The organism is Crenobacter caeni (genome assembly GCF_010435965.1).
Lineage (GTDB): Bacteria > Pseudomonadota > Gammaproteobacteria > Burkholderiales > Chromobacteriaceae > Craterilacuibacter > Craterilacuibacter caeni.
This window is the reverse complement of sequence record NZ_JAAGAA010000014.1, coordinates 1-26836: the sequence shown is the minus strand read 5'-3', so window position 1 is coordinate 26836 and position 26836 is coordinate 1. Positions and strand designations below refer to the sequence as shown.

At 68.3% G+C, this 26836-nt stretch carries 22 protein-coding genes and 1 tRNA gene; 18 read left to right on the top strand and 5 right to left on the bottom strand.

Translation table 11 applies throughout. From position 1 onward, the window contains the following. Positions 1 to 165 precede the first annotated feature (165 nt). On the bottom strand, positions 166 to 1260 hold the full coding sequence (locus GZH52_RS14205) for a response regulator (protein WP_163317339.1): 1095 nt from the start codon (positions 1258 to 1260) through the stop codon (positions 166 to 168). Further along, complete coding sequence (locus tag GZH52_RS14200) at positions 1253 to 5491, bottom strand: response regulator (RefSeq protein ID WP_163317337.1); 4239 nt, start codon at positions 5489 to 5491, stop codon at positions 1253 to 1255. The genes GZH52_RS14205 and GZH52_RS14200 overlap by 8 nt, the downstream gene beginning before the upstream one ends. Positions 5492 to 5581: 90 nt before the next feature. Here GZH52_RS14200 and GZH52_RS14195 point away from each other — a divergent pair, with 90 nt between their 5' ends. From GZH52_RS14195 to GZH52_RS14185, 3 genes are all read left to right on the top strand, one after another. Further along, the gene (locus tag GZH52_RS14195) at positions 5582 to 6169 is read left to right on the top strand and encodes a uracil-DNA glycosylase family protein (protein WP_163317335.1); all 588 of its coding nucleotides are present in this window, start codon (positions 5582 to 5584) and stop codon (positions 6167 to 6169) included. 96 nt (positions 6170 to 6265) lie between these two features. Beyond that, entirely contained in the window at positions 6266 to 7666 is a 1401-nt protein-coding gene (locus GZH52_RS14190; protein WP_163317333.1) for an L-serine ammonia-lyase, read from the top strand. A gap of 63 nt (positions 7667 to 7729) precedes the next feature. Then, positions 7730 to 7805 (top strand) — tRNA-Ala (locus tag GZH52_RS14185). Positions 7806 to 7842: 37 nt separating this feature from the next. Here the strand turns inward: GZH52_RS14185 and GZH52_RS14180 are convergent. From GZH52_RS14180 to GZH52_RS14170, 3 genes are all read right to left on the bottom strand, one after another. After that, positions 7843 to 8343: a hypothetical protein gene (locus tag GZH52_RS14180; RefSeq protein WP_163317331.1), complete on the bottom strand. Its 501-nt coding sequence runs from the start codon at positions 8341 to 8343 to the stop codon at positions 7843 to 7845. 4 nt (positions 8344 to 8347) lie between these two features. Next, entirely contained in the window at positions 8348 to 9799 is a 1452-nt protein-coding gene (locus GZH52_RS14175) for a protein adenylyltransferase SelO (protein ID WP_163317329.1), read from the bottom strand. 66 nt (positions 9800 to 9865) lie between these two features. Next, positions 9866 to 10750 (bottom strand): LysR family transcriptional regulator, encoded by an 885-nt coding sequence (locus GZH52_RS14170; protein WP_163317327.1) that lies wholly within the window; start codon positions 10748 to 10750, stop codon positions 9866 to 9868. Positions 10751 to 11326: 576 nt separating this feature from the next. Here GZH52_RS14170 and GZH52_RS14165 point away from each other — a divergent pair. The 15 genes from GZH52_RS14165 to GZH52_RS14095 all read left to right on the top strand — a co-directional run bounded on the left by GZH52_RS14165 (position 11327) and on the right by GZH52_RS14095 (position 26596). Beyond that, positions 11327 to 11638, top strand: a complete 312-nt coding sequence (locus GZH52_RS14165; RefSeq protein WP_163317325.1) for a DUF485 domain-containing protein — start codon at positions 11327 to 11329, stop codon at positions 11636 to 11638. Continuing rightward, entirely contained in the window at positions 11635 to 13320 is a 1686-nt protein-coding gene (locus GZH52_RS14160; RefSeq protein ID WP_163317323.1) for a cation acetate symporter, read from the top strand. The genes GZH52_RS14165 and GZH52_RS14160 overlap by 4 nt, the downstream gene beginning before the upstream one ends. 73 nt (positions 13321 to 13393) lie before the next feature. Next, entirely contained in the window at positions 13394 to 15358 is a 1965-nt protein-coding gene (gene acs / locus GZH52_RS14155) for an acetate--CoA ligase (RefSeq protein ID WP_163317321.1), read from the top strand. Between the two features lie 144 nt (positions 15359 to 15502). Beyond that, positions 15503 to 16396, top strand: a complete 894-nt coding sequence (locus GZH52_RS14150) for a DUF808 domain-containing protein (RefSeq protein WP_163317319.1) — start codon at positions 15503 to 15505, stop codon at positions 16394 to 16396. Between the two features lie 254 nt (positions 16397 to 16650). Next, positions 16651 to 17232 carry an electron transport complex subunit RsxA gene (rsxA, locus tag GZH52_RS14145; RefSeq protein WP_136551304.1) on the top strand — a complete coding sequence of 194 codons (582 nt, stop codon included), beginning with the start codon at positions 16651 to 16653 and terminating at the stop codon, positions 17230 to 17232. A 13-nt stretch (positions 17233 to 17245) separates the two neighbouring features. Then, positions 17246 to 17809: an electron transport complex subunit RsxB gene (gene rsxB, locus GZH52_RS14140; RefSeq protein WP_203525773.1), complete on the top strand. Its 564-nt coding sequence runs from the start codon at positions 17246 to 17248 to the stop codon at positions 17807 to 17809. Then, positions 17806 to 19893 carry an electron transport complex subunit RsxC gene (rsxC, locus tag GZH52_RS14135; protein ID WP_163317317.1) on the top strand — a complete coding sequence of 696 codons (2088 nt, stop codon included), beginning with the start codon at positions 17806 to 17808 and terminating at the stop codon, positions 19891 to 19893. The genes rsxB and rsxC overlap by 4 nt, the downstream gene beginning before the upstream one ends. Beyond that, entirely contained in the window at positions 19890 to 20921 is a 1032-nt protein-coding gene (locus tag GZH52_RS14130; RefSeq protein ID WP_163317315.1) for an RnfABCDGE type electron transport complex subunit D, read from the top strand. The genes rsxC and GZH52_RS14130 overlap by 4 nt, the downstream gene beginning before the upstream one ends. Continuing rightward, positions 20918 to 21538 (top strand): RnfABCDGE type electron transport complex subunit G, encoded by a 621-nt coding sequence (locus GZH52_RS14125; protein WP_163317313.1) that lies wholly within the window; start codon positions 20918 to 20920, stop codon positions 21536 to 21538. The genes GZH52_RS14130 and GZH52_RS14125 overlap by 4 nt, the downstream gene beginning before the upstream one ends. After that, positions 21535 to 22254: an electron transport complex subunit E gene (locus GZH52_RS14120; protein WP_163317311.1), complete on the top strand. Its 720-nt coding sequence runs from the start codon at positions 21535 to 21537 to the stop codon at positions 22252 to 22254. The genes GZH52_RS14125 and GZH52_RS14120 overlap by 4 nt, the downstream gene beginning before the upstream one ends. Continuing rightward, on the top strand, positions 22251 to 22883 hold the full coding sequence (gene nth, locus GZH52_RS14115) for an endonuclease III (RefSeq protein ID WP_163317309.1): 633 nt from the start codon (positions 22251 to 22253) through the stop codon (positions 22881 to 22883). The genes GZH52_RS14120 and nth overlap by 4 nt, the downstream gene beginning before the upstream one ends. Before the next feature lie 116 nt (positions 22884 to 22999). Beyond that, positions 23000 to 24463, top strand: coding sequence for a DegQ family serine endoprotease (locus tag GZH52_RS14110; RefSeq protein WP_163317307.1), 1464 nt, complete (start codon positions 23000 to 23002; stop codon positions 24461 to 24463). 66 nt (positions 24464 to 24529) lie between these two features. Then, positions 24530 to 25231 carry a type 1 glutamine amidotransferase gene (locus GZH52_RS14105; protein WP_163317305.1) on the top strand — a complete coding sequence of 234 codons (702 nt, stop codon included), beginning with the start codon at positions 24530 to 24532 and terminating at the stop codon, positions 25229 to 25231. 461 nt (positions 25232 to 25692) lie between these two features. Next, positions 25693 to 26172 (top strand): ribonuclease E activity regulator RraA, encoded by a 480-nt coding sequence (gene rraA, locus GZH52_RS14100; protein ID WP_163317303.1) that lies wholly within the window; start codon positions 25693 to 25695, stop codon positions 26170 to 26172. Between the two features lies 1 nt (position 26173). Further along, on the top strand, positions 26174 to 26596 hold the full coding sequence (locus GZH52_RS14095) for a DUF1810 domain-containing protein (protein WP_163317301.1): 423 nt from the start codon (positions 26174 to 26176) through the stop codon (positions 26594 to 26596). The last annotated feature ends 240 nt before the right edge of the window (positions 26597 to 26836 follow it).

Here is a 26836-nt window from a genome sequence, read left to right as displayed (position 1 = left end):
ACCTCCGGACGGGGGCGCGCGGCAAAAGCGGCGGGCAGGACAAAAGACGGTGCAGGACGGGAAACAGCGGGGTAAGGGTCCATACGGCGGCGGATTCTTCCGCGGCAATCCTTGAAGACGAACACCCGCCGATGATAGCGGGATTTGCCATGACACGCACGATGCTTAATGCGGGTCCACGTAACGCGCGGCGATCTCGGCGAACGCCGCGCGGCACGCCAGGAAGGCGTCGACCACGTCCGGGTCGAAGTGGCTGCCCCGCCCTTCCTCTATCATCCGGCACGCCTCTTCATGGCTGAACGGCGGCTTGTACACGCGCCGGCTGATCAGCGCGTCGTAGACGTCGGCCAGTGCCATCAGCCGCGCCGACAGCGGGATCGCCTCGCCGGCAATCCCCTGCGGGTAGCCGCTGCCGTCCCACTTTTCCTGGTGGCCGTAAGCGATTTCCTTCGCGTAGTCGAGAAAGGGCAAGCGCATGCCGAGGCGCTGTTCGGCCTCGACGATGGCGTCGCGCCCGAGCGTGGTGTGCTGCTTCATGATTTCGAATTCGTCGGGGCTAAGCTTTGCGCCCTTGAGCAGGATCGCATCGGGGATGCCAACCTTGCCAATGTCGTGCAGCGGCGCCGACTTGAACAGGGCGTCGATCACTTCCGGCGTCAATTCGGCCGCGTAGCGCGGCGTGTGCGCGAGCGCCTGCGCCAGCGCCCGCACGTAGAACTGGGTGCGGCGGATATGGCCGCCGGTCTCGTTGTCGCGCGTCTCGGCGAGGCTCGCCATCGCGTGGATGGTGACGTCCTGCACCGCCTGCACTTCGGCGGTACGCCGCGCGACCTCCGCTTCGAGGTAGCCGTTCTTGTCGCGCAGGAAGTCGGCGGCTGCCTTCAGGCGCAGGTGGGTGTCGACGCGCGCGAGCACGATGGGCGGGCTGACCGGCTTGGTGATGTAGTCGACCGCGCCGAGCGACAAGCCGAAGGTCTCGTCGTCGACCTGGCTCAGGGCGGTCAGGAAGATCACCGGGATGTCGCGGGTGGCGGCGCCGGCCTTCAGGCGGCGGCACACCTCGTGACCGTCGACGCCGGGCATCATCACGTCGAGCAGGATCAAATCAGGCGGCGTACCGCCCGCACAGATCGCCAGCGCGCGCTCGCCGCTGTTGGCGACCTTGACCCGGTAACGGTCGCGCAGCAAGGCGCCCATCAGCGCGAGGTTCTCCGGCGTGTCGTCGACGACCAGCACCAGCGGTTTTTGCGTGTCATCCATCGGGCGTCCCTTCCAGCGTATCGAGCAGCGCGAGCGCCGCCGGGTAGTCGTAGCGTTCGATCGCGGCGGCAAGCTGTGCCCCCGCCGCGCCCGCAGGCAGCAGGTCACGGTGCGCCGAGAGCCACGCGGGTGCGTCCGCGTCGTCGTTTTCCAGCAAGTGGCGCAGCGCGGCAAGCGTCGCCGGCGCAAGCCCGGCCCTGTCGCCCGCTGGCGGCACCGGATCTTGCTGCGCCGCGAGCGCTGCGGGCAGCACAGCCATCGCCGCAGCGAGTGCCGCCAGCGCTGCCCCGTCTGCAGCCCCCCGCACGAGCGACGCCTCCAGCGTGCTGGCCGCGGCGGCGACCGCAACCGCGCCCAGGTTGGCGGCGCTGCCGCGCAGCGCGTGCACGGCAAAACGCGCGTCGTCCAGCCGCCCCTCGGCGATCAGCCTTTCCACCCGCGACGGCGTGTCCGCCTCGCGCGACACGAACTGGCCGGCCAGTTGCTGCCACAGCGCCGCGTCCCCGCCCAGGCGTGCCAGCGCCCCGGCTCGGTCGAGCACGGCCGGCGCGCCGCCGGCAGCCGCAGGCTCTTCCCCGGGGCGTGCCGCGGCTGGGGTGCTCCCCCTGGCTGCGCGCACGCGCGCAAGGGTCGACAGCAGCGCTTCGGGCTCGACCGGCTTGGCGACAATGCCGTCCATCCCAGCCGCCAGACACGCCGCCTGCTCCTCGGGCAAGGCGCTGGCGGTCATCGCGAACACCGGCAGGCCGGATAGCGAGGGGTCGGCACGGATCGCCCGGGTCGCCGTGAGCCCGTCCATGCCCGGCATCTGCAGGTCCATCAGCACCACGTCCGCACGCTTGCGGGCAAGCTCGGCCAGCGCCGCGGCGCCGTCGCCGGCGATGCGCACCTCGCCGCCCGCACGCTCGATCAAGCCACGCGCGACCTCCTGGTTGAGCGGGTTATCCTCGGCCACCAGCACGTTAAGGCCGGTGAGCCGCGCGCGGCTGTCTGCCGGTGTTTCAATGACCGGCGCCTCCCCCAGATGCGCGAGCGTGTCGAACAGCAAGGACGCCGAAACCGGCTTGCCCAGCACGCGCGCAAAGCCCGCCTCATCCGCCTGCGCGAACGCCTCGTCGCGCGCGAAGGCGGTCACCAGCACGCGATCAGGTTGCCGGGCGAGCGGCAGCGCCGCGATGCGCCGCCCGACCTCGACGCCGTCGGCACCCGGCATCCGCCAGTCGAGCAGCACCACATCAAACGGGCGCCCCGCCGCGTCCGCCTCGCGCACCGCCGCGAGTGCCGCCTCGCCGTCAGCCACCGTTTCCACCTCGACACCGAAACGAGACAGCGTCGCACCCAGCGTGCGCAGTGCGCTCTCGTTGTCGTCGGCCACCAGTGCCCGCATCCTCTCGAGGCGCGGCGTATCCTGTTCGGCGGCGACGCCGAGGCGGGCCGTCGCCCAGAAGGTGCTGCCCTGCCCCGGCGTGCTGTCGACCCCGGCCTCGCCGCCCATCAATTGCGAGAGGCGGCGCACGATGGCAAGCCCAAGCCCGGTGCCGCCGTAACGGCGGGTCGTCGACGCATCGGCCTGCTCGAAGGGCTGGAACAGCCGCTTTTGCGTCGCCGCGTCGAGCCCGATGCCGGTGTCGCGCACGTAAAAGCGCAGGGTCACGCCGTCTCCTTCGCCCGCGACGCGCTCGACGCCGAGCACGATCTCGCCGTGTTCGGTGAACTTGACCGCATTGCCCGCGTAGTTGACCAGGATCTGCCCGAGCCGCAACGGGTCGCCGACCAGCCGTGCCGGCACGTCCTCTCCCACCTCGACGACCAGCTCCAGCCCCTTGTCGGACGCGCGCCCGGCGATAAGGCTGGCCGCGTTGTCGAGCACGTCCGCCAGCGAGAACACCGCGGACTCGAGCGCGAGCCGGCCGGACTCGACCCGCGAGAAGTCGAGGATGTCGTTGATGATGGACAACAGGTAGCGGCCGGAGCGTTCGACCTTCTGCAGGTAGTCGCGGGTGCGCGGCTCGGCGCAACCGTCGAGCGCCAGATGTGCCATGCCGAGCACGGCGTTGAGCGGGGTGCGGATCTCGTGGCTCATGTTGGCGAGAAAGTCCGCCTTGGCGCGCGCGGCCGAACGCGCGGCCTCGCGGGCGGACACCAGCTCGTCGACGTCGACGTTGATGCCGATCACCCGCCGCGCGCGGCCATCCTCGCCGCGCAGGATGCGCGCGTTCACGTGCACCCAGCGCGTCTCGCCGTCGGCACGCACGATGCGCCAGTCGTCCTCGAAGCTCTCGCACGTGCCCGAGAGCGCCGCGCGCAGGCGGCGGGTCGCCGCGGCGCGGTCGTCCGGGTGCAGCAGCGCCTGCCACGCCTCGAGCGTGCCGGCAAAGCCGCCCGCCGGCAGCCCGAACACCTGCTCGAGCTCGGGCGTCCAGTAGTTGTGCCCGCTCAAGAGATCGAGGTCGAACACGCCGGCGCGACCGGCCTGCTGCGCGAGCGACAGCCGCTCGCCCGCCTCGCGCAGGCGGGTTTCCATCGCCTTGCGCTCGCTGATGTCGACGAAGCTGCCGACCAGGCCCGCCGCGCGGCCGTCGGCGTGGCAAAAGCCGGCAACCCAGTACAGGGTGTCGTGGTCGGCGCCGTCGGCAAAGCGGATCGAGCGTTCGCGCGAGAGCCGCGAGCAGCCGGCGATCACCGCCGTATCCTCGGCCTGGTAGCGTTCGCGCTCGTCCTCGGGCAGCGCGGCCAGCTCGAGCACGGTCTTGCCCAGCATGTCCTGCCGGCGCACGCCGAGCGCCGCCTCGTACGCGCGGTTGACGCCGAGAAAGCGGTTGTCGGGCCCCTTGTAGAACAGCGGATAGGGAATGGTGTCGATCAGCGCGTCCTGGAAGGCGATCTGGTCGGCCAGCGCCACCTGATGCTGCCTGAGCGCCTCGGCCTGCTCGCCCAGTTGCTGCGCCTGCTTGCGGGTCGATTCGAGCAGGTAGCGTGCCTTGTGCGCGCGCTCGAGGATCTCGACCGCCATCGCCAGTTGCGGCAACAGCCCCTCGACCAGCTTGAGCGCGGCAGGCGGCGGCGCACCGGCAAAGCCCAGTTCGAGCACGCCGACCAGCCGCTCGCCCAGCAGCACCGGCCACACCCGCACGCACAATTCGAACGCGTAGCCCAGCTCGTTGCCTTGCGCGCCCTCGACCGTGCGCGGCTGCCTGTCCTCGGCGCACTGCCCGGCGAGGCGCTCGCCGTAGGCGAGCGCGGCCGGCGACGCGCCCTCCAGCGCGTAGCCCGCCAATAGCGACAACTGGGCGCGCGAGGGACGGTCGAGGTAGAACGCGCCGCGCACGGCAGCGGTGGACGGTGCCAGCGCCGAGAGCGTGGTCCTGCCAAGCTCGGACAGGGACGACGCGCGCTGCATCACCGAGGACAGGTTGGAGAGCGCGCCGAGCACCCAGCGCTCGGCACTTGAAGTCCGGCACTGCTCGCGCAAGCGCCCAAGCTCGGCACTGAGTTCGCCGTATTCACGCGCGAGCCACGGCGGCCCCCGCCAGTCGAAGTCGCCGTCGGCCAGTGCGCTGAGCGCCTGGCCGAGCGCCGCGCGCGGCGCGCGCAAGGCCCGCGCCAGCGACCACAATGACCAGACAACCAGCAGCGCGAACAGCGCGAAGGCGCCAGCCAACAGCCACGTGCGCTCGCGCGCCGCCTGCGACCGCTCGGACTCGACGCCGGCCTTGAGTTGCTGTGCGTCGACCGACAACCGGTCGAGCGCGCGGGCGAGCGTCAGCGAGGCGCGCGCGGCCTCGTCTTCGCCCAGCATGCGCCAGGCACCCTCGCGCGTCGCCGCCGACAGCGCGATCACCGGCGAGCGGCTGGCCCAGTAGTTGCGCAGGGCCTCTTCGGCGTCGGCCGCCTGCACCGGAAAGGGGCCGGCAGACAGCGCGCGCAGCGCGGCGCTCGCGTCGGCGTCGCTGCGGGTCAGCTGGGCGACCAGGGTCTGCCGGCTGGCCGGCTCCGCCGCCATCACGAGTTCGCGCAAGGTGAGCCCGCCCTCGGCGACCGCCTCGCGCGCCTCGCCGATCAGCCGCTCTGCGTCGCTTGCGCGCGCCATCGCCTCGAAGCGCGCGTCCTCCCGCCCGTTCAGCACCGACACCAGGAGCAGCAAGGCGGCAAGGGCCAGCATCAGCAAGGCGCCATGCAGCAAGGTACGCTTGGGAAGCGTCAGGTGGGGGGTATTCGCGCGCGCGTTCATCGGGCGGCCAGTCCTCGGTCGTCTATCCCTTATGTATAGGCGACCGCCGCCTTGATGACATCATCGTTAAAAGCGACCACGGAGAATGCCATGCCCAGCCCCGACCCCTCGCTGAGCGCCCTGCTTTCCCGCATCCGCGCGTGCCGCCTGTGCGCGGCGCACCTGCCGCTGCCGCCGCGCCCCGTCGTGCAGGCCGGCGAGCACGCGCGCATCCTGATCGCCGGGCAGGCCCCGGGGCTCAAGGTGCAGCAAAGCGGCATCCCCTTCGACGACGCGTCCGGCGAGCGCCTGCGCGCGTGGATGGGTATCTCCCGCGACACCTTCTACGACCTGTCCCGCGTCGCGATCGCGCCGATGGGCTTTTGCTACCCGGGCAAGCGCGGCAGCGGCGACGCGCCACCCAGGCCGGAATGCGCCCCCGCCTGGCGCGCGGCACTGCTCGCGAAACTGCCCGAAATCCGCCTGACCCTTGTCGTCGGCCAGTACGCGACGCGCTGGCATCTGGGCCAGACGCTCACGCTGACCGAGGCGGCGACGCGCTGGCGGGAATTCGCGCCGGAGCGTTTCGTGCTGCCGCACCCGAGTCCGCGCAACCGGCCGTGGCTCGCCGCCCACCCGTGGTTCGAGGCCGAGGTCGTGCCGGCGCTGCAAACTGCGGTGCGCGCCGCGCTGGCCTGACTTGCCGGCGGCGGGCGGCTTGATTAAAGTGGCGCACCGGCAAAAGTGCCCGCTCGCCAACCTGCGGCGCGCCGACAAAAAATCCAGGAGACAGGCATGGCCATCAGCGTATTTGACCTTTTCAAGATCGGCATCGGACCGTCGAGCTCACACACCGTCGGCCCGATGCGCGCGGCGCGCACCTTTGTGGCCCGTTTGCAACGCGACGGCCTGCTCGGCCGCGTCGCGCGCGTGCGCGCGCAGATGTACGGATCGCTTGGCGCGACCGGCAAGGGGCACGGCTCCGACGTCGCCGTGCTGCTCGGCCTCTCCGGCGAAGAGCCGCAACTGATCGACCCTGACACCGTGCCGGCCAAGCTCGAGCGCATCCGCGCCGAACGCGAGATCCGCCTGCAGGGCGCGCACCCGGTCGCCTTCAACGAGGCGGACGACCTGATCCTGCACAAGACGGCGACCCTGCCCTACCACCCGAACGGGATGACGTTCGAGGCGTGGGACGACGCGGGCGAAATGCTCGCCAAGCGCGCCTACTACTCGGTCGGCGGCGGCTTCGTCGTCGACGAGGCGGCCATCGACGCGGGCTTCACGCCGCCGGGCAAGTCCGAACTCACCCATCCGTTTGCCAGCGCCGCAGAGCTGCTCGCGCTGTGCCGCACCCACGGCAAGCCGGTCAGCCAGATCATGCTCGAGAACGAGCTGGCCTGGCGCAGCGAGGCCGAAATCCGCGCCGAGCTTTTGAAGATCTGGCAGGTGATGCAAGGCTGCGTCACCCGCGGCTGCCAGCGCGACGGCATCCTGCCCGGCGGCATGAAGGTCAAGCGGCGCGCCGGCCAGCTGTACCGCCAGCTGGTGGAGCGCCCCGAGGCGGCGCTGTCCGACCCGCTGACCGTGATCGACTGGGTCAACCTGTACGCGCTCGCCGTCAACGAGGAAAACGCCGCCGGCGGCCGGGTGGTCACCGCGCCGACCAACGGCGCAGCCGGCATCATCCCGGCGGTGCTGCACTACTACGCGCGCTTCGTGCCCGGCGCCAACGACGACGGCGTGGTGCGTTTCCTCTTGACCGCCGGCGCGATCGGCATCCTGTTCAAGCTCAACGCGTCGATCTCGGGCGCCGAGGTCGGCTGCCAGGGCGAAGTCGGCTCGGCGTGCTCGATGGCGGCAGGCGCCTTGGCCGAGGTGATGGGCGGCACGCCCGAACAGGTCGAGAACGCGGCCGAGATCGGCATGGAACACAACCTGGGGCTGACCTGCGACCCGGTCGGTGGCCTGGTGCAGGTGCCGTGCATCGAGCGCAACGCGATGGCGTCGGTCAAGGCGATCAACGCCGCGCGCATGGCGCTGCGCGGCGACGGCAAGCACTTCGTCTCGCTCGACCGCGTGATCAAGACCATGCGCGACACCGGCGCCGACATGCACAGCAAGTACAAGGAAACCGCGCGCGGCGGCCTCGCCATCAACGTGATCGAGGTGCCGGTCAGCGTCGTCGAGTGCTAAAGGCTTGACAGCTACTGCGCCTGTCTTTATAGTTCGGCCTTCTTCCCGCGACGCGGGCAAGACGGGGGTATAGCTCAGTTGGTAGAGCGCTTGCATGGCATGCAAGAGGTCAGCGGTTCGATCCCGCTTACCTCCACCAGAACACCAAAGCCGGAATCGTCAGATTCCGGCTTTTTTCATGCGCGCGCCGCCTCGGCCTGCGCGGCGGCAAGCTGGGCATCCAGCGCGTCAAAGCGCCGCCCAGACACCCGGCCGAGCAATCCGCGCGCCGCCGACAGCCGGCCGAGCAGGCGCACGCAGCGAGCCCGGCTGTCTGGCCAGCCGCCGTAGAGGACCAAGCGCGCGGCGACCGCCCGCCACTCGTCGACCATCCATTCAAGCTCCTGCCCCAGCGCGACGCAGCGCGCCAGGTCCGCGCCGAGCAGCGCCGTATCCAGACCCCCCGCCGCGTCCTCGAGCAGCGCCAGGCGGGCAAGCGCCCCGGCCAGCTCGCCGTCGGCGGCGTCCCGCGCGTGCGCGCGCTGGCGCGCATCCAGCGTCTCCTCGAAGGGTTCGCCCTCGGTCTCCCCCTCCCGCCGGGCGAGCCCGGCCGAATGATCGCGCCGCACGTCGCGCGGCGTACCCGAGGCGAGCGCGGCGACCGGCGACTTGGGTTCGACCCTCAGCGGCTTGTCCATACGCTTAACTCGAACAGCTCAATTGCAGCGACGCCGCCCAAGCCGGCGGCAGCGCAGAGAGGTCGTCGAACTCGGCATCGTCGTCAAACGGGCGCGACAACGCGCGCGACAGGCGTTCCAGCACCGACGCGTCGCCCGCCTCGGCCGCGCGGATCGCCTGCTCGGCCAGATGGTTGCGCAACACCAGCCGCGGGTTAGCGCGGCGCATCGCCGCGCGGCGCGCGTCCGCCGGCTGCGCCTCGTACACCAGCCTGTGCGCGTAGCGCGAGAGCCAGGCGCGCACGCCGGCGTCGGGCACGAAGCCCGCCCCCGCGAAGTGGGCGGCGGCGTCGCGCGCCGGGTCGTACTCCCCCAACAACCGGAAGGTCAGCGTGAAGTCGGCGCCCAGCCTGTCCATCCACGACAGCAACTCGGCAACGAGCACGGCGTCTTCGTCCTGCCCGGCCAGCAAGCCGAGCTTCTCGCGCATGCGCGCCAGAAATGCCGCCTGGTAAAGGTCGGGCCACGCGTCCAGCACCTCGCGCAGGGCGTCTTCCGTGGCCAGCGGCAACAGGCTGGACGCGAAACAGTACAGGTTCCACAGCACGACGTCGCTCTGGCGCGCGTACGCGTAGCGCCCGCTGCTGTCCGAGTGGTTGCACACATAATCGAGACGCGTCGCGTCGAGAAAGCCGAACGGCCCGTAGTCGAGCGTCAGCCCAGTCAGCGACATATTGTCGGTATTGAGCACACCGTGGCAGAAACCGACCGACTGCCACAGGGCGGCAAGCTCGGCGCTGCGCCGGGCGACTTCGGCGAACATCGCCAATGCCGGAACCGGCGCCGCCTTGCACGCAGGGAAGTGTTGCCCGATCGCGTAGTCGACCAGCGTGGATAGCGCCGCGTGCTCGCCCTTGTGGTACAGCAGCTCGAAGTGGCCGAAGCGCAGGAAGGAGTCGGCGCTGCGGCACAGCACGGCGGCCCGCTCTTCCCGCTCGCGCCACACCGGCTCGCTGGACACCACCAGCGACAGCGCGCGGGTGGTCGGGATGCCCAGCGCGTGCATCGCCTCGCAGCCGAGGTACTCGCGCACGCTCGAGCGCAGCACCGCACGGCCGTCGCCCATCCGGGAGAACGGCGTCTGCCCGCCACCCTTGAGCTGCAGCTCGACCCGCGCACCGCCCAGGCCTGCCTCGCCGATCAGCAGTGCCCGTCCGTCCCCCAACTGGCCGGCCCACACCCCGAACTGGTGGCCGCCGTAGCGGCTTGCCAGCGGCTCACCCCAACTGGGCGCTGCGTTGCCCGAGATCACGCCGAGCAGCGTGTCCTGCCAGCCCTGCGGCCAGCCAAACGATGCGGCGAGCGCGTCGTTGCCCGCAAGCAGGCGGGCGTCCGGCAGCGGTGTGGCCGCCACCTGCACCACAAAAGGCGCACCCAGCCGCGCGAGGGCGGGCGCCTGCAACAAGTCATGTGTCATGACCGGATTCTAGCGGCAGACGCGGGCGGATACACCCGGCAAGCGGCAGGGTCTTCCCCGGCCGCGTCAGGCGGCCGTCTCCCACACGGGCATCAGCTCGGCGAGCAGCGCCTCGAGGATCAGGTCGCCCTCGCGCTCGGCCGGGTAGACAAACAGCAGGTCGGCCTCCTTGCGGATGTCGGGCACTACCAGCAAGCGCCCCTCGGCCTCGGCGGCCAGCGCGTGGTCCTCACGGATCAGCGCGAGGCCGATCCCCGCACACACCAGCGCCTCGACCGCCGAGAGGTGGTCGCATTCGGTGACCTTGCGCGGCGAGATATTCAGCTCCCGCCACAACTCGCTGCTGATCTTGGACAGACTGGAGAACTGCGACAGGCCGATCCACGGCAGCTTGCCCAGCGCCTTCGGGCTCATCTGCGCCACCCTGTCCTGCCAGCCGTTCGGCATCACCACGCGGAACGGCACGCTGCCCAGCACCCGGGTCGCGACGTTCACGTACGGGTTCTTGCCCAGGTAAAAGCCGCAGTCGAGTTCCTTCTTGCGCACCAGGTTCAACACGTCGCCGGTCACCCCGTGGTGCAGGCGCAAGTCGAGCAAGGGGTAGCGCTCGGTCAGCCGCGCGACCCACGGCCCGATGCGCAGGGTGTCCGGCGTCAGCGTGATGCCGATATTCGCCTTGCCGGTGAGTTGGCCCTTCAGGCTCTTGGCGTGGTTGAGCAGCTCGCGCGACGCGGCGAGGATGGCCTGCGCCTGCGGCAACAGCTCCTGCCCGGCCACGGTCAGGCTGACACCACCCGCGCTGCGCTCGAACAGCGGCATGGCGACCTCTTCTTCCAGCGCCTTGATCTGCGCGGTGACCGCCGGCTGCGACAGGTGCAACAGTTCGGCCGCCTGCGTCAGGTGCCCCTGCTGGGCGACCGTCACGAAGGTGCGCAACTGGTAAATTTCCATCGGTTCCCCTTGAAACGCTTGTCAGGCACCCGGACACGGCGCCAAGTATTCCGATTGGATTTTCTAGGACGCGCGCGACGACCGCAAGCCCGCCGCCATGCAAAATCCCGCTGGGCACACGATCCGGCCCGGCCATTCATCGAGGCGTCACACCAAAGCGCGGCCTCTCGGCAGAATGCAGCCCTTTCCCGAGAGGCACGCGCCTGCAACCCCCTTCCCGGTGAGCGCCCACAACGACTGCAGCGAGGCCGCGCCCTGATCGGCCGCCGACTGTCAGCCGCGCCGCCACGCAGTACCGACGGCACCGCAGCCCGCCAGAAAGCCCGCCGAAACCGCAGTGCGGGCGGCGGCCCTGCCCGGAAACACCATCATTTCGGACATTGATAATCGATTTGGCATACCGACTATAGAGTCCAAACTCCACTGCAAGTCATTGTTTTTGATTTGTTATTGCGACGCATCATTCGTCTAACAAATTCACCCAATCAGAAAAAGCGATTAGCCCCGCCACGAACCCTTCCGTACAGTCCGCCTTACGCAGGCGCACGCCTCGCGTCCGACAACAAGGAGGAACTCATGAACGAGGACGTACTCATCAAGGTACAGTCCAACCCCAAGTTCAAAGAACTGGTCCGCAAGAAGACCAGTCTGGGTTGGCAACTATCGCTGGTCATGCTGGCCATCTACTACGGCTTCATCCTGGTACTGGCCTTCAACCCGCACAGTCTGGGCACCCCGATCGCCCAGGGCTCGGTGATCACCATCGGCATCCCGATCGGCATTTTCATCATCGTCTCCGCCTTCCTGCTGACCGGCATCTATGTCCGCAAGGCCAACAGCGAGTTTGACGCCCTCAATCAGCAGATTGTCGAGGAAGCCCGCAAATGAAATCCCGTATCGCATCCCTGTACGCAGGCCTGCTGACCGCGCTGCCGACGCTTGCCCTGGCAGGCGAAGCCATGACCGGCGAAGTCGAGAAGCAGCCGCTGAACATCTCGGCCATCGTGATGTTCTTCATCTTCGTCGCCGCCACCCTGTTCATCACTTACTGGGCGGCGCGCAAGACCAAGTCGGCATCCGACTTCTACACAGCCGGCGGTGGCATCACCGGCTTCCAGAACGGTCTCGCCATCGCCGGTGACTACATGTCCGCGGCGTCCTTCCTCGGCATCTCGGCGATGGTGTACGAGAAGGGCTACGATGGCCTGATCTACTCGATGGGCTTTCTGGTCGGCTGGCCGATCATCCTGTTCCTGGTCGCGGAGCGCCTTCGCAACCTCGGCAAGTTCACCTTCGCCGACGTGGCGTCCTACCGCCTCTCGCAGACCCCGGTACGCATGTTCGCCGCGACCGGCACCCTGGTCGTCGTCGCGATCTACCTGATCGCGCAGATGGTCGGCGCCGGCAAGCTGATCCAGCTCTTGTTCGGCATGAGCTACGGCTCGGCGGTGGTGCTGGTCGGCATCCTGATGGTGATGTACGTGCTGTTCGGCGGCATGCTGGCGACCACCTGGGTGCAGATCATCAAGGCGATCATGCTGCTCTCCGGCGCCTCGTTCATCGCCTTCATGGTGCTGGGCAAGGCCGGTTTCAGCCTGAACCACATGTTCGAGATGGCCGTCGACACCCACAACAAGGGCATGGCGATCATGGAGCCGGGCGGCCTGGTGGCCAACCCGATCGACGCCGTGTCACTGGGCCTTGCGCTGATGTTCGGTACCGCCGGCCTGCCGCACATCCTGATGCGCTTCTTCACCGTGTCCGACGCCCGCGAAGCGCGCAAGTCGGTGTTCTACGCGACCGGTTTCATCGGCTACTTCTACATCCTGACCTTCATCATCGGCTTCGGCGCGATCTTCCTGCTGACCAACCAGCCGGGCATGATGGAAACCGTGATGAAGAACGGCAAGGAAGTCACCCAGCTGGTCGGCGGCAACAATATGGCGGCGATCCACCTGTCCGAAGTGGTCGGCGGCAACCTGTTCCTGGGCTTCATCTCGGCGGTGGCGTTCGCGACCATCCTCGCAGTGGTGGCTGGCCTGACCCTGTCGGGCGCCTCGGCGGTGTCGCACGACATCTACGCGTCGGTGATCAAGAAGGGCAAGGCCAACGAAGCGGACGAGATGCGCGTCTCCAAGATCACGACCCTCGCGCTCGGCGTGATCGCCATGCTCTTGGGCATCGTGTTCGAGAAGCAGAACATCGCGTTCATGGTCGGCCTCGCGTTCTCGATCGCAGCGTCCGCCAACTTCCCGGTGCTGTTCCTGTCGATGTTCTGGCGCGGCCTGACCACCCGCGGCGCCGTGCTCGGCGGCGCGATCGGCCTGGTGACCGCGGTGGTGCTGATCATCCTCGGCCCGGCCGTGTGGGTTGACGTACTGAAGAATGAGACTGCACTCTTCCCGTACAAGAACCCGGCGATCTTCTCGATGACCCTGGCCTTCTTCTTCACCTGGCTGTTCTCGGTTACCGACAGCTCGCGCCAGGCGCAGGAAGAAAAAGCGAAGTTCGACGCCCAGTTTGTCCGCGCGATGACCGGTATCGGCGCCGCCGGTGCGTCCAAGCACTAAGCCCTAATACGCTGTAGATTGCCGCGCCCCTCGCGGGCGCGGCCTGAAAATACCAAGTCCACAAGGAGACCCCATGTCCACCCTCGAGTCGATCCTGAAAGAAACCCGCAGCTTCCCGCCGTCCGACGAATTCCGTCGCAAGGCCACGGTGTCGGGGATGGAGGCCTACAACACGCTGTGTGAAGAGGCCGACGACCACTACCTGTCGTTCTGGGGCGACCTCGCCCGCGAGATGATCAGCTGGAAAAAGCCGTTCTCCCGCGTGTTCGACGACAGCAACGCACCGTTCTTCAAGTGGTTCGACGACGGCGTGCTGAACGTCTCGTACAACTGTATCGACCGCCACCTGCCGCTGAACGCCAACAAGATCGCGCTGATTTTCGAAGCGGACGGTGGCGAAGTCACCCGCCTGACCTACGCCGAGCTCTACCACCGCGTCTGCCAGTTCGCCAACGGCCTGAAGAGCCTCGGCATCCAGAAAGGCGACCGCGTGGTCATCTACATGCCGATGGTGGTCGAAGCCATCGTCGCCATGCAGGCGTGCGCGCGCATCGGCGCGATCCACTCGGTGGTGTTCGGCGGCTTCTCCGCCGGCGCGGTGCGTGACCGCATCCAGGACGCCGGCGCCGTCGCCGTGATCACCGCCAACGAAGGCCTGCGCGGCGGCAAGACCGTCCCGCTGAAAGCCACCGTCGACGAGGCACTGGCACTCGAGGGCTGCGACTCGGTCAAGAACGTCATCGTCTACCAGCGCACCAACGGCGGCGCGCACTGGGTAGAAGGCCGCGATACCTGGTGGCACAAGCTGACCGAAGGCCAGAGCGAGCACTGCGAACCGGAGTGGATGAACGCCGAAGATCCGCTGTTCATCCTCTACACCTCCGGCTCGACCGGCAAGCCCAAGGGCATCCAGCACAGCAGCGCGGGTTACCTGCTGGGCGCGGCCAACAGCTTCCGCTGGGTATTCGACTACAAGCCGAACGACGTATTCTGGTGCACCGCCGACGTGGGCTGGATCACCGGCCACTCCTACGTCTGTTACGGCCCGCTGGCCAACGGCGCGACACAGGTCATCTTCGAGGGCGTGCCGACCTACCCGGACGCCAGCCGCTTCTGGAGCATGATCGAGAAGCACAAGGTCACCACCTTCTATACCGCGCCGACCGCGATCCGCTCGCTGATCAAGCTGGGCGCCGACCTGCCCAAGCAGTTTGACCTCTCCAGCCTGCGCCTGTTGGGCACGGTGGGCGAGCCGATCAACCCCGAAGCGTGGATGTGGTACTACGAGGTGGTCGGCGGCGGCCGCTGCCCGATCGTCGACACCTGGTGGCAGACCGAGACCGGCTCGGCGATGATCGCCCCGCTGCCGGGCGCGGTCGCGACCAAGCCGGGTTCTTGCACCCTGCCCCTGCCGGGCATCATCGCCGACATCGTCGACGAATCCGGCGCGCCGGTCGAACCGGGCCGCGGCGGCTTCCTGGTGATCAAGAAGCCGTTCCCGTCGCTGGTGCGCACCATCTGGGGCGACGCGGACCGCTTCAAGAAGACCTACTTCCCCGAGGAGTTCAACGGCCAGTACTACCTGGCAGGCGACTCGGCCAACCGCGACGAGAACGGCTACTTCTGGATCATGGGCCGCATCGACGACGTGCTGAACGTGTCGGGCCACCGCCTGGGCACCATGGAGATCGAGTCGGCGCTGGTCGCCAACCCGCTGGTCGCCGAGGCCGCCGTGGTCGGCAAGCCGCACGACGTCAAGGGCGAGGCCGTGGTCGCCTTCGTGGTACTCAAGGGCAACCGCCCGGAAGGCGACGACGCCAAGAAGATCGCCACCGAGCTCAAGAGCTGGGTCGCCCACGAGATCGGCAAGATCGCGCAGCCGGACGACATCCGCTTCGGCGAGAACCTGCCCAAGACCCGCTCCGGCAAGATCATGCGCCGCCTGCTGCGCTCGATCGCCAAGGGCGAGGAGATTTCGCAGGACGTCTCGACGCTGGAAAACCCGCACATCCTGAGCCAGCTGCAACAGGGCGTCTGATTCCACCGCCTTTGCAACGAGGCACTGACCGCCGGCACCGCCGGCGGTTTTTTTTTGCGTTTGCGCAACGCACTTGCGCCGTGTACGCGCGGCGACAGCAGGCTGCAAGCTAGAATGCCCCTTTCAACACCGGGAAACGCCACGATGGTATCCAGCCTGCTTGCCCTGCTCGACGATATCGCCACCTTGCTCGACGACGTGTCGCTGATGACCAAGGTCGCCGCCAAGAAGACCGCCGGCGTGCTCGGCGACGACCTCGCGCTCAACGCGCAGCAGGTCTCCGGCGTCGACGCCAGCCGCGAGCTGCCGGTGGTGTGGGCGGTCGCCAAGGGCTCCTTCGTCAACAAGCTGATCCTGGTGCCGGCGGCGCTGGCGATCAGCGCGTTCGCGCCGTGGGCCATCGTGCCCTTGCTGATGGCCGGCGGCGCCTTCCTCTGCTACGAGGGCGTCGAGAAGCTCGCGCACAAGTTCTTACACGGCAAGGAAGACGCGGCGCACGAGGCCGAACTCGCCGCCGCGCTCGCGCACCCGGAAGTCGACCTCGCCACGCTGGAAAAGGACAAGGTGAAGGGCGCGATCCGCACCGACTTCATCCTGTCGGCCGAAATCGTGACCATCGCGCTGGGCACCGTCGCGGCGGCGACCTTCATGGAGCAGGTCGCGGTGCTCGCCGGCATCGCGGTAGTGATGACCATCGGCGTGTACGGGCTGGTCGCCGCCATCGTCAAGCTCGACGACGCGGGGCTGTGGCTGATGCAAAGGCCCGGCCTCATGGCGCAAGGCTTCGGCCGGGCGCTGCTCGCCGCCTGCCCGTGGCTGATGAAGGGCTTGTCGGTCGCCGGTACGGTTGCGATGTTCCTGGTCGGCGGCGGCATCCTGGTGCACGGCATCCCCGCACTGCACCACCTGGCGGCCGCGCACCAGGCCGGCATCATCGGCGCGCTGGTTCCCTCCTTCGTCAACCTCTTCACCGGCCTGGTCGCCGGTGCGCTCGCGCTTGGCGCGGTGACGCTGATCTCGCGCGTGCGCCGCGCCTGAATCAGGCCGGCGGCGTCGGCATGCGCCAGGCGTTGCTCCCGCTGCGCTTGGCCGCGCATGTCGGGTCATCAAACGCGCACGGACCACACTGCGCGGTTTGTGTCCGGGACGGAAAGCTGTTGCGTTTTTGCATGCAGGCGCGGCTGCACCTCACAGCCCAGGCATGCCCCAATCGGGGAAGCCGCGCGCGCTAAAACTTGTAGCGATTGCTCGAAATCCGGATAATTTGCGCCTTTCGCAATACCCGCGCCGCCATGGACCTCAGCCACTACCTGCCCATCCTGGTCGCCACCGCCCTCGTCAATAACGTGGTGCTGGTGCGCGTGCTCGGGCTGTGCCCGTTCATGGGCGTCTCCAAGAAGCTCGAGGCGTCGATCGGCATGGGCATCGCCACCGCCTTCGTGCTGACGCTCGCCTCCGGCACCAGCTACCTGATCAACGCGCTGCTGGTCACGCTGGGCCTAGAATTCCTGCGCACGCTGTCCTTTATCGTGGTGATCGCCGCCATCGTGCAGTTCACCGAGATGGTGATCCACAAGACGAGCCCGCTGCTCTACCAGGTGCTCGGCATCTACCTGCCCTTGATCACCACCAACTGCGCGGTGCTGGGCATTCCGCTACTGAACGCCCAGGCACAGCACGGCTTCGCCGAGTCGCTAATCTTCGGCCTCGGCAGCGCGCTGGGCTTCTCTCTGGTACTGGTGCTGTTCGGCGCGATGCGCGAACGCCTCGAAGGTGCCGACGTCCCCGCGCCGTTCCGCGGCCCGGCCATCGCGCTGGTGACCGCCGGGCTGATGAGCCTTGCCTTCATGGGCTTTGCCGGCCTCGTCAAATGAGAAACACGACCGTATGAACATCCTGTTGACCGCGCTTGGCGTGATGGCCGTGCTGGCCATCTTGCTGGGCGCCATCCTGGGCTTCGCCTCGGTACGCTTCCGGGTCGACGCCGACCCCTTGGTCGACCAGATCGACGCGATCCTGCCGCAGACCCAGTGCGGCCAGTGCGGCCACCCCGGCTGCCGGCCGTACGCCGAGGCGATCGCCAGCGGCGAGGCCGACATCAACCAGTGCCCGCCCGGCGGCGAGGACGGCATCCGCAAGCTCGCCGAGCTGCTCGGCGTCGACTTCAAGCCGTTTGACGGCGACGCGGCCGAACCCAAGCCCAAGTCGGTCGCGCGCATCGATGAAGCCACCTGCATCGGCTGCACGCTGTGCATCCAGGCCTGCCCGGTCGACGCCATCGTCGGCGCGGCCAAGCAGATGCACACGGTGATCGAGAGCGAGTGCACCGGCTGCGAGCTGTGCCTGGCGCCCTGCCCGGTCGACTGCATCCGCATGGTGCCGCTAGGCACCAGCGTCGAGACCTGGAAGTGGCGCTACCCGGTGATCCCGATCAGGACGATCAAGGCATGAGACAGCTGTACCGCTTTCACGGCGGCATCCACCCGCCCGAATTCAAGGAACTCTCCAACGGCACGCCGATCGTGTCGCCGCCCTTGCCCGCTCGCTTGGTGGTGCCGGTGTCGCAGCATCTGGGCGCGCCGGCCAAGCCCTGCGTCGCTGTGGGCGAGGCCGTACTCAAGGGCCAGCTGATCGCCTGCGCGGACGGGCGCGTGTCCGCCGCCGTGCACGCGCCCACTTCGGGGCGGGTGGTCGCGGTGGGTGAGGCCGACGTCGCCCATCCGTCCGGCCTGCTGCAAACCTGCATCAGCATCGAGACCGACGGGCTCGACGCGTGGATCGAAAAGACGCCGCTGCCTAACTGGCAGGAAGCCGACAACGAGACGGTGCGCGCCTTCCTGCGCGACATGGGCGTGGTCGGCCAGGGCGGCGCAGTATTCCCGACCGCGCTCAAGCTCGGCGTCAGCCACCTCGACACCCTGATCGTCAACGGCGCCGAGTGCGAACCCTTCATCAGCTGCGACGACAGGCTGATGCGCGAGCGCGCGCAAGAGATCGTCGAGGGCGTCAGGATCGCCGGCACGCTCACCGGCGCGCGCGAGATGCTGATCGGCGTCGAAGACAACAAGCCCGAGGCAATCGCAGCGCTTACGGCCGCGTGCGCAGGCACCCCGATCGAGGTGGTCAGCGTGCCGACGCTCTACCCGTCCGGCGGCGCCAAGCAGCTGATCCGCATCCTGACCGGCAAGGAAGTGCCGCACGGCATGCGCTCGACCGACTTTGGCGTGCAGTGCTTCAACGTCGGCACCCTTTACTCGCTCAAGCGCGCCATCGTCGACGGCGAGCCGGTGATCAGCCGCATTGTCACGCTGACCGGCGAGCTCGAACGCTGCGGCAACGCCGAGGTGCTGCTGGGCACGCCAGTCGAGCACCTGCTCGCGTGGGCCGGCGTCAATACCCGCTGCGACGGCGTGATCGTCGGCGGGCCGATGATGGGCTTTCCGCTTGAATCGCGCGTGGCAGGCGTGGGCAAGGCGGTCAACTGCCTGATCGCCAGGAGCGATACGCTGCTGCCACCACGCCCGCCCGCGATGCCGTGCATCCGCTGCGGCGCGTGCGCCGACGCCTGCCCGGCACAGCTGCAACCGATGGAGCTTTACTGGCACGCCAAGGCGCGCGAATTCGGCCCGGCGCAGGAAGCCAACCTGTTCGACTGCATCGAATGCGGCGCGTGCAGCTACGTGTGCCCGAGCCAGTTGCCGCTGGTCGACTTCTACAAGTTCGCCAAGGACGAGATCTGGGCGGCCGAGCGCGACAAGAAGGCCGCCGACCGCGCGCGTGCGCGCCACGAGTTCCGCCAGTTCCGTATCGAGCGCGACAAGACCGAGAAGGCGGAACGGCTCGCCGCGCGCGCGGCAACGCCTGCCCCGGCCGCAACCCCCGACGCGGCCAAGGCCGACGCGATCCGCGCGGCGATGGCCAAGGCGGCCGAGCGCAAGGCGGACGTCGCGCCGCCGACCGAGGACGCCAAGCGTGCCGCCATCAAAGCGGCGATGGCGCGTGCCGCGGCGAAGAAGGCCGAACAGCAAGACGCCGGCACCCCACCCAAGCCTGCGCTGGACGATGCCAAGCGCGCCGCCATCGAGGCGGCGATGGCCCGCGCGGCAGCGAAGAAGGCCGAGCAGCAAGGCACGGCGACCTCCGAAGCCGAAGCGGTGCCCGCGCCCGCCCCCAAACCCGCGATCGACGACACCAAACGCGCCGCCATCGAGGCGGCGATGGCGCGTGCCGCGGCAAAGAAGGCCGAGCAGCAAAGCACGGCGACCTCCGAAGCCGAAGCAGTGCCCGCGTCCGCCCCCAAGCCTGCGATCGACGACGCCAAGCGCGCGGCGATCGAGGCGGCGATGGCCCGTGCGGCGGCGAGGAAGGCCGAGCAGCAAGGCGCGGCAGCAGCCGAGGCCGAAGCGGCACCCGCGCCAGCCCCCAAACCCGCGATCGACGACGCCAAGCGCGCGGCGATCGAGGCGGCGATGGCCCGTGCGGCAGCGAAGAAGGCCGAACGCGAAGCCCAGAAAGGACAAGACCCGCAACCATGATGTACGCGCCCTACCTCGCCCGCCCGACCACGGTGTCGACGGTCATGTTCAAGGTGCTCGCCGCGCTCTTGCCGGCGATCGCCACCAGCGTATGGGTGTTCGGCGTCGGCGTGCTCGTCCAGCTCGCGCTCGCCAGCGTCACCGCACTCGTCACCGAGGCGCTGATGCTGCGCGCGCGCGCCGTGCCGGTGGCGCCCTTCCTGAAGGACGGCAGTGCCCTGCTCACCGCCTGGCTGCTCGCGCTGTCGATGCCGCCCCTGGGCGTGTGGTGGCTGATCGTGGTCGCCACCGCCTTCGCCATCGTGTTCGGCAAGCAGTTATACGGCGGGCTCGGCAACAACCCGTTCAACCCGGCGATGGTCGGCTTCGCGATGGCGATCGTCGCCTTCCCGGCACAGATGGCGGCCTGGGGCATCCCGCACGGCCCCCTGTCCGCGCTCGACCAGCTTGGCTGGATCTTCGCTCGCGAACTGCCCGCGCACCTGACACTCGACGCCATCAGCAGTGCGACCCCGCTCGACTACCTGAAGACGCATATCGCGCCGGACATGTCCGCGACCCAAGTGATGGCGAGCCCGCTGTTCGGCCATTTCGGCGGCGCGGGCAGCGAGTGGGTCGCGTTCGCCTACGTGGCCGGCGGCCTCTACCTGCTGCAGCAAAAAGTAATCGCCTGGCACACGCCGGTGGCGATGCTCGGTGCGCTGGGCCTGATCGCCGCTTTGATGCACCTGGCCGACCCGTGGTACTACAGCGGCGCGCCCTTCCACCTGGCCGCCGGCGCGACCATGCTCGCGGCCTTCTTCATCGTGACCGACCCGGTCAGCGCGCCGGTCAGCGCGCGCGGCAGGCTGATCTTCGGCGCCGGCGTCGGCGTGCTGGTCTACGTGATCCGCGTGTTCGGCGGCTACCCGGACGCGGCGGCGTTCTCGGTGCTGCTGATGAATATCGCCACCCCGCTGATCGACCGCTACACGCGCCCGCCGTCGTTCGGCGCGGCCAACCGCAAGCGCAAGGAAAAGAGCCGATGACCCGCCGAGCCGCCACCCAGGCCCGCGTGAGCGCACTCACCCTGCTCGCGTTCACCTTCGCCGCGACGCTGATCCTCGCGCTGAGCTTCATCGCGACCCGCGAGCGCATCGCGGCCAACGAAAACGCGGCGCGCGCCGCGCTGATCGCGCAGACGCTGCCCGCGGGCAGTTTCGACAACGATCTGGTCGCCGACACTGTCCCGCTGACCGGCACCGAGGCGGCCGCGCTCGGGCTCGCCCCCGGCGCCGTCGCCCATGTCGCCCGCAAGGAAGGCGTACTCGTCGCCCGCGTGTTCGAGGTCGAAACCGGCCGCGGCTACGGCGGCCGCATCCGCCTGCTGGTCGGCGTCACCGCCGACGGACGCGTCAGCGGCGTGCGCGTGGTGGCGCACAAGGAGACGCCAGGCCTGGGCGACTATATCGACCGCGCCAAGAGCAACTGGGCCGACCAGCTGGCCGGCCGCGGCATGGAAACCCGCTGGCGCGTGAAGAAGGACGGCGGCGACATCGACTCGGTGAGCGGCGCGACCATCTCGGCGCGCGCCGTCACCGGCGCGGTCGGCCAGGCCGTGGGCGTCGCGGACCAACTCGCCGCCCGGCTGAAGGAGCAGAAATGAGTGACGCCAAGCCCACCGCCCGCTGGCGGGAAATCGCCCATAACGGCCTGTGGAAGCAGAACGCAGGCGTCGTCCAGCTGCTCGGGCTGTGCCCGGTGCTGGCGGTCAGCACCAGCGTGATCAACGGCGTCTCGCTGGGGCTGGCCACCACGCTGGTGACCGCGCTCTCCGGCGCTTCGGTCGCGCTACTTCGCCAGTTCATTCCGAACGAGATCCGCAACCCGGTGTTCATCATGATCATCGCCGCGCTGGTCACCTGCGTCGACCAGGCGATGAACGCGTGGATGCACGGGCTGTACGCGGTGCTCGGCATCTTCATCCCGCTGATCACCACCAATTGCATCGTGATGGCGCGCGCCGAGGCGTTCGCCTCGCGCAATACCGTGCCCGAGGCCGCACTGGACGGCGCGATGATGGGGCTGGGCCTCACCGGGGTGCTCGCCGTGCTGGGCGCGCTGCGCGAACTGATCGGCCGCGGCACGCTGTTCTCGGGCGCCGAACTGGTGTTCGGCGACGCCGGCCGAGCGCTGGTGCTGCACCTGGTGCCGGCCCAGATGAACTACCAGTACCTGCTCGCGCTGTTGCCGCCGGGCGCCTTCATCGGGCTGGGTCTGATGGTCGCCGGCAAGCAGTGGCTGGACGCGCGCGCGCGCACCCGCGCGGCCCTGCAACAAGCGGCCGCACAGCTGCTACCCGAGGCGGAGGGCGCGCGATGAACGCAGCCAAGCGCCGCGCGATCTTCGAGCGGCTGCGCGAGGACAACCCGGCGCCGACCACCGAGCTTCTGTACGACACACCGTTCCAGCTGCTGATCGCCGTGCTGCTCTCGGCACAGGCGACCGACGTCGGCGTCAACAAGGCGACCCGCCGCCTGTTCCCGCTGGCCCCCACCCCCGAGGCGATGCTCGCGCTGGGCGAGGAACGCCTCGCCGAAACCATCCAGACCATCGGCCTCTACCGCACCAAGGCGAAAAACACCCTCGCCACCTGCCGCATCCTCGTCGAACAGTACGGCGGCGAGGTGCCCCGGACCCGCGAGGCGCTCGAGGCCTTGCCCGGTGTCGGCCGCAAGACCGCCAACGTGGTGCTCAACACCGCCTTCGGCCAGCCGACCATCGCGGTCGACACCCATATCTTCCGCGTCGCCAACCGTACCCGCCTCGCGCCGGGCAAGGACGTGCGCGAAGTCGAGGACAAGCTTACCCGGCTGACCCCGCCGGAATTCCGGCTGGACGCCCACCACTGGCTGATCCTGCTCGGCCGCTACGTGTGCAAGGCGCGCAAACCCGAATGCGCGCGCTGCCCGATCCAGGATCTCTGCGAGTACCCGGCAAAGCCGGTATGATTGAATAAGCTGCTTGAAAATGGCGGTGGCAGGCAGCATCTGCCAAAGCCGGGCCCGCCCGCCTGCGTCGGCCCGCCAAGACTGGAAATGTAAAAGTGAACACGCAATTGCGCAAAATGGCTGTGCTGGCCCTCGCCGTCGTCGCCCTCTCCGGCTGCGACAGGGTCAGCCAGTGGATCAAGGGGGAAGAGCCGATCGCCAAGGTGGCGGTACCGGCCAAGGCGGACGGCAGCGTACAGATGCTGCTGCCCGACTTCACCATGCTCGTCGAGCGGGAAGGCCCGGCCGTCGTCAACATCCAGGCGACGCGCAGCAGCGGCGGGCCTGGCAGCGCACAGCCCTCGCGCCTGCCCGGCATCCCCGAAGACGACCCGTTCTACGACTTCTTCCGCCGCTTCATGCCGCCCGAGCAACAGGACGCGCCGCCGGACGAAGGCGTGTCCTTCGGCTCGGGCTTCGTGATCAGCGAGGACGGCTACATCCTGACCAACGCGCACGTGGTTTCCGGTGGCGACCAGATCAAGGTCACGCTGACCGACCGCCGCGAGCTGAAGGCCAAGCTGGTCGGCCTCGACAAGCGTACCGACGTCGCCGTGCTCAAGGTCGACGCGCAGGGCCTGTCCTCCGCCAAGATCGGCAACCCGGCCGCGCTGAAGGTCGGCGAATGGGTCGCCGCGATCGGCGCGCCGTTCGGTTTCGACAATACCGTGACCGCCGGCATCGTCTCGGCCAAGGGCCGCAGCCTGCCTGACGAGAGCTACGTGCCCTTCATCCAGACCGACGTCGCGATCAACCCGGGCAATTCGGGTGGTCCGCTCTTCAACCTGAAGGGCGAGGTGGTCGGCATCAACTCGCAGATCTACAGCCGCTCCGGCGGCTTCATGGGCATCTCCTTCGCGATCCCGATCGATATCGCGATGAATGTCGTCGAACAACTGAAGAGCAAGGGCAAGGTTAGCCGCGGCCAGTTGGGCATCCACATCCAGGAGCTGACACAGGAACTCGCCGCCTCCTTCGGCCTCGACCGCCCGCACGGTGCGCTGGTTGTCCGCGTGGAACCCGACGGCGCCGCCGCCAAGGCCGGCGTGCAGACCGGCGACATCGTGCTCAAGCTGAACGACAAGGAAATCGCGAGCTCGCGTGACCTGCCCATCCTGGTCGGCGCGATGCAGCCGGACACCGAGGTCAAGCTCACACTGTGGCGCAAGGGCAAGGAAAAGGTCGTCATCGCCAAGTTGGGCGAACTCAAGCAGGATGAAGAGGCGCCTGCCGACAAGAAGGGCGGCAACGGCGGCGAGCCGCAGTCGTTCAACTTCGACAAGATCGGCCTGATCGTCAGCGAGCTGACCGCCGAGCAAAAGAGCACGCTCGGCATCAAGGGTGGCCTGCTGGTGCAGAAGGTTGCGGGCGTCGCCGCCCGCTCGGGGCTCGCCACCGGCGACGTGATCGTCGGCGTCAACCAGACCGAGGTCGGCTCGGTGAAATCGTTCGAGCGCGAACTGAACGCCGCGCGCGGCAATATCGCGCTTTTGGTGCGGCGGATGGACAACACGCTGTTCATTCCGCTGCAGATCCAGTAAATCCAAGCCGCCCGTAGAGGCGGCTTTTTTTCGCGCAATTTTTTTCGCGCAAAAAGGGGACCCGTCATGAAAGGCATCGCAGTCTTCCAGCATTACCCGGGCGAAGGGCCCGGTTACTTCGCGCGCTTCGCCGAGCGCGCCCACCTCAAGCTCCACCTGTTCCAGGGCCACCTGGGCGAGACGCTACCCGCTTCGATCGCAGAGTACGCCGGCATGGTCGTGCTCGGCGGGCCGATGAGCGCCAACGACCGCCTGCCCTTTGTCGAACACGAGAAAGCGCTGATCGCCGAGGCGATCGCGCTGGACATCCCGGTGATCGGCCACTGCCTGGGCGGCCAGCTGCTCGCCGAAGTGCTCGGCGGCACGGTGTGCGCCAACCCGAACGGCGCCGAAATCGGCTGGCACCCGGTACGCGCGGCGGACGCCGCCAACCCGTGGTTCGGCGACGCGACCGGCACCGAACTGATGCACTGGCACAGCGAATACTTCACCCTACCCGACGGTGCGACGCTGCTCTTGGACAGCGCACACTGCCCGCACCAGGCGTTCAGCCACGGCATCCATCTGGGCATGCAGTTCCACCTGGAGATGGACGAGGCGATGCTCTCGCACTGGAGCGAATGCGTCGACGAGATCGCGCCCTACGCCGAGCACCCGGGCGTGCAGGCGATCGAGGCGATGCTCGCGCACAGCGAAAGCAAGCTGATCGCGTCGAACGCGCTGGCCGACCGCGTCTACCGCACCTGGGCGCGCGCGCTCAAGCTCTGATCGCACCCATAAAAAGGCGATGTCCCACACGAATGGGTCAGATTGTGCTCGGGTTTTGTGTCCGCTACGCGGACGTGTTTGGGTGCCGCTTCCGCGCTGACCGAGCGCGGCAAGCGTAGCGGCGCGAGGGAATACGAACGGGCAAGGGGCTTGTAGCGACAAGCCCCTTGCAACCCAAACGCCCCCGGAGGCTCGCGACTTCCCCGTCAACAAAGACGCTGGCGAGGCGCTGGCCAACTCCATGCGTGCGAATCTTTGATTCGCCCAGCGGGGTATTCGCTACCGTCGAATCGCTCGAACAAGGGCCAGCTTAAAACCTCGCCAGCGCCTTTGCTGCCGGCGCGAGCCTACGCGGAAGGGTGGCTGACGCAAAAGCACCGCACATCGCCAGCAAACAAGCACCTGCTTTTAATTGAGACATCGCCAATAAAAATCCACCACAACTGCAAACGGAGAAAACCATGGAATTCCTGACCACCGACCTGTACGACGCCCACGAGGGCCAGGTCAACGTCGCCACCCCCCTGCTGCAGCGCTACGGCGGCCGCGCGCGCTTTAGCGGGCAGATCGTCACGCTCAAGCTGTTCGAGGACAACACGCTGGTGCGCGAAGTGCTGGGCACGCCGGGCGCGGGCAAGGTGCTGGTCGTCGACGGCGGCGGCTCGCTGCGCTGCGCGCTGATGGGCGACCAGATCGCCGAACTCGCGGTGAAAAACGGCTGGGAAGGTGTGCTGATCTGGGGCTGCATCCGCGACTCGGTCGCCATCGCCGCGCTCGACCTTGGCGTACGCGCACTGGCGACCAACCCCAAGAAGTCGGTCAAGCGCGGCGAAGGCCAGCAAGGGCTGGCCGTACGCTTCGCCGACGTCGACTTCACCCCCGGCCACTGGCTGTACGCCGACGAAGACGGCGTGCTGGTCTCGCCCACCAAGATCGCCTGACATGGACGAGGCGGGGCTTGCGCGCTTCGTGCGGGCGCAGGATGCTGTCTACCCGGCGGTACTCGCCGAGTTGGCCGCCGCTCGCAAGCGTTCGCACTGGATGTGGTTCGTGTTCCCTCAACTGGACGGCCTCGGCCACAGCGCGATGGCCGAGCGCTACGCGCTCGCGGATCTTGCCCAGGCGCGTGCGTACTGGGCGCACCCGACGCTCGGCCCCAGGCTCGCCGAGTGCCTGCGCGCCCTGCTCGCGCACCGCAGCCAAGCCATCCGCGACATCCTGGGACGGCCGGACGACTTGAAGCTGTGCTCGTGCGTCACCCTGTTCGGCCGCGCCGTGCCGGAAGAGCCGCTGTTTGCCGCCACCCTCGCCGCCTTCTACGGCGGCAAGGAAGATCCGCTGCCCCTGCGCCTGCTCGGGCTGTAACAGGCTGCTTGCTCGGCAAAAACAAAGGGGCGTGTCCATCAGGACACGCCCCTTTGTTTATTTAAGTGGGTGATACTGGAAAGCAGTGGAATGCAGAAGCACGCTATGGATTTCCCGCGCGCAAAGCAAAACCCCCAGCTCATTGAGCTGGGGGTCTGCGGATGGGGCGTCTGGCGGTGTCCTACTTTCACATGGCGAATGCCACACTATCATCGGCGCTAAGGTGTTTCACGGTCCTGT

Excerpts from the sequence above, each read along its gene's own strand:
- nth (WP_163317309.1), top strand. The coding sequence starts at position 22,251 with ATGAACGCAGCCAAGCGCCGCGCGATCTTCGAGCGGCTGCGCGAGGAC.
- rraA (WP_163317303.1), top strand. The coding sequence starts at position 25,693 with ATGGAATTCCTGACCACCGACCTGTACGACGCCCACGAGGGCCAGGTC.
- GZH52_RS14095 (WP_163317301.1), top strand. The coding sequence starts at position 26,174 with ATGGACGAGGCGGGGCTTGCGCGCTTCGTGCGGGCGCAGGATGCTGTC.
- GZH52_RS14160 (WP_163317323.1), top strand. The coding sequence starts at position 11,635 with ATGAAATCCCGTATCGCATCCCTGTACGCAGGCCTGCTGACCGCGCTG.
- acs (WP_163317321.1), top strand. The coding sequence starts at position 13,394 with ATGTCCACCCTCGAGTCGATCCTGAAAGAAACCCGCAGCTTCCCGCCG.
- rsxC (WP_163317317.1), top strand. The coding sequence starts at position 17,806 with ATGAGACAGCTGTACCGCTTTCACGGCGGCATCCACCCGCCCGAATTC.
- rsxB (WP_203525773.1), top strand. The coding sequence starts at position 17,246 with ATGAACATCCTGTTGACCGCGCTTGGCGTGATGGCCGTGCTGGCCATC.
- GZH52_RS14125 (WP_163317313.1), top strand. The coding sequence starts at position 20,918 with ATGACCCGCCGAGCCGCCACCCAGGCCCGCGTGAGCGCACTCACCCTG.
- GZH52_RS14175 (WP_163317329.1), bottom strand. The coding sequence starts at position 9,799 with ATGACACATGACTTGTTGCAGGCGCCCGCCCTCGCGCGGCTGGGTGCG.
- GZH52_RS14105 (WP_163317305.1), top strand. The coding sequence starts at position 24,530 with ATGAAAGGCATCGCAGTCTTCCAGCATTACCCGGGCGAAGGGCCCGGT.
- GZH52_RS14110 (WP_163317307.1), top strand. The coding sequence starts at position 23,000 with ATGGCTGTGCTGGCCCTCGCCGTCGTCGCCCTCTCCGGCTGCGACAGG.
- GZH52_RS14195 (WP_163317335.1), top strand. The coding sequence starts at position 5,582 with ATGCCCAGCCCCGACCCCTCGCTGAGCGCCCTGCTTTCCCGCATCCGC.
- GZH52_RS14150 (WP_163317319.1), top strand. The coding sequence starts at position 15,503 with ATGGTATCCAGCCTGCTTGCCCTGCTCGACGATATCGCCACCTTGCTC.
- GZH52_RS14190 (WP_163317333.1), top strand. The coding sequence starts at position 6,266 with ATGGCCATCAGCGTATTTGACCTTTTCAAGATCGGCATCGGACCGTCG.
- rsxA (WP_136551304.1), top strand. The coding sequence starts at position 16,651 with ATGGACCTCAGCCACTACCTGCCCATCCTGGTCGCCACCGCCCTCGTC.
- GZH52_RS14200 (WP_163317337.1), bottom strand. The coding sequence starts at position 5,491 with ATGAACGCGCGCGCGAATACCCCCCACCTGACGCTTCCCAAGCGTACC.
- GZH52_RS14165 (WP_163317325.1), top strand. The coding sequence starts at position 11,327 with ATGAACGAGGACGTACTCATCAAGGTACAGTCCAACCCCAAGTTCAAA.
- GZH52_RS14130 (WP_163317315.1), top strand. The coding sequence starts at position 19,890 with ATGATGTACGCGCCCTACCTCGCCCGCCCGACCACGGTGTCGACGGTC.
- GZH52_RS14180 (WP_163317331.1), bottom strand. The coding sequence starts at position 8,343 with ATGGACAAGCCGCTGAGGGTCGAACCCAAGTCGCCGGTCGCCGCGCTC.
- GZH52_RS14170 (WP_163317327.1), bottom strand. The coding sequence starts at position 10,750 with ATGGAAATTTACCAGTTGCGCACCTTCGTGACGGTCGCCCAGCAGGGG.
- GZH52_RS14205 (WP_163317339.1), bottom strand. The coding sequence starts at position 1,260 with ATGGATGACACGCAAAAACCGCTGGTGCTGGTCGTCGACGACACGCCG.
- GZH52_RS14120 (WP_163317311.1), top strand. The coding sequence starts at position 21,535 with ATGAGTGACGCCAAGCCCACCGCCCGCTGGCGGGAAATCGCCCATAAC.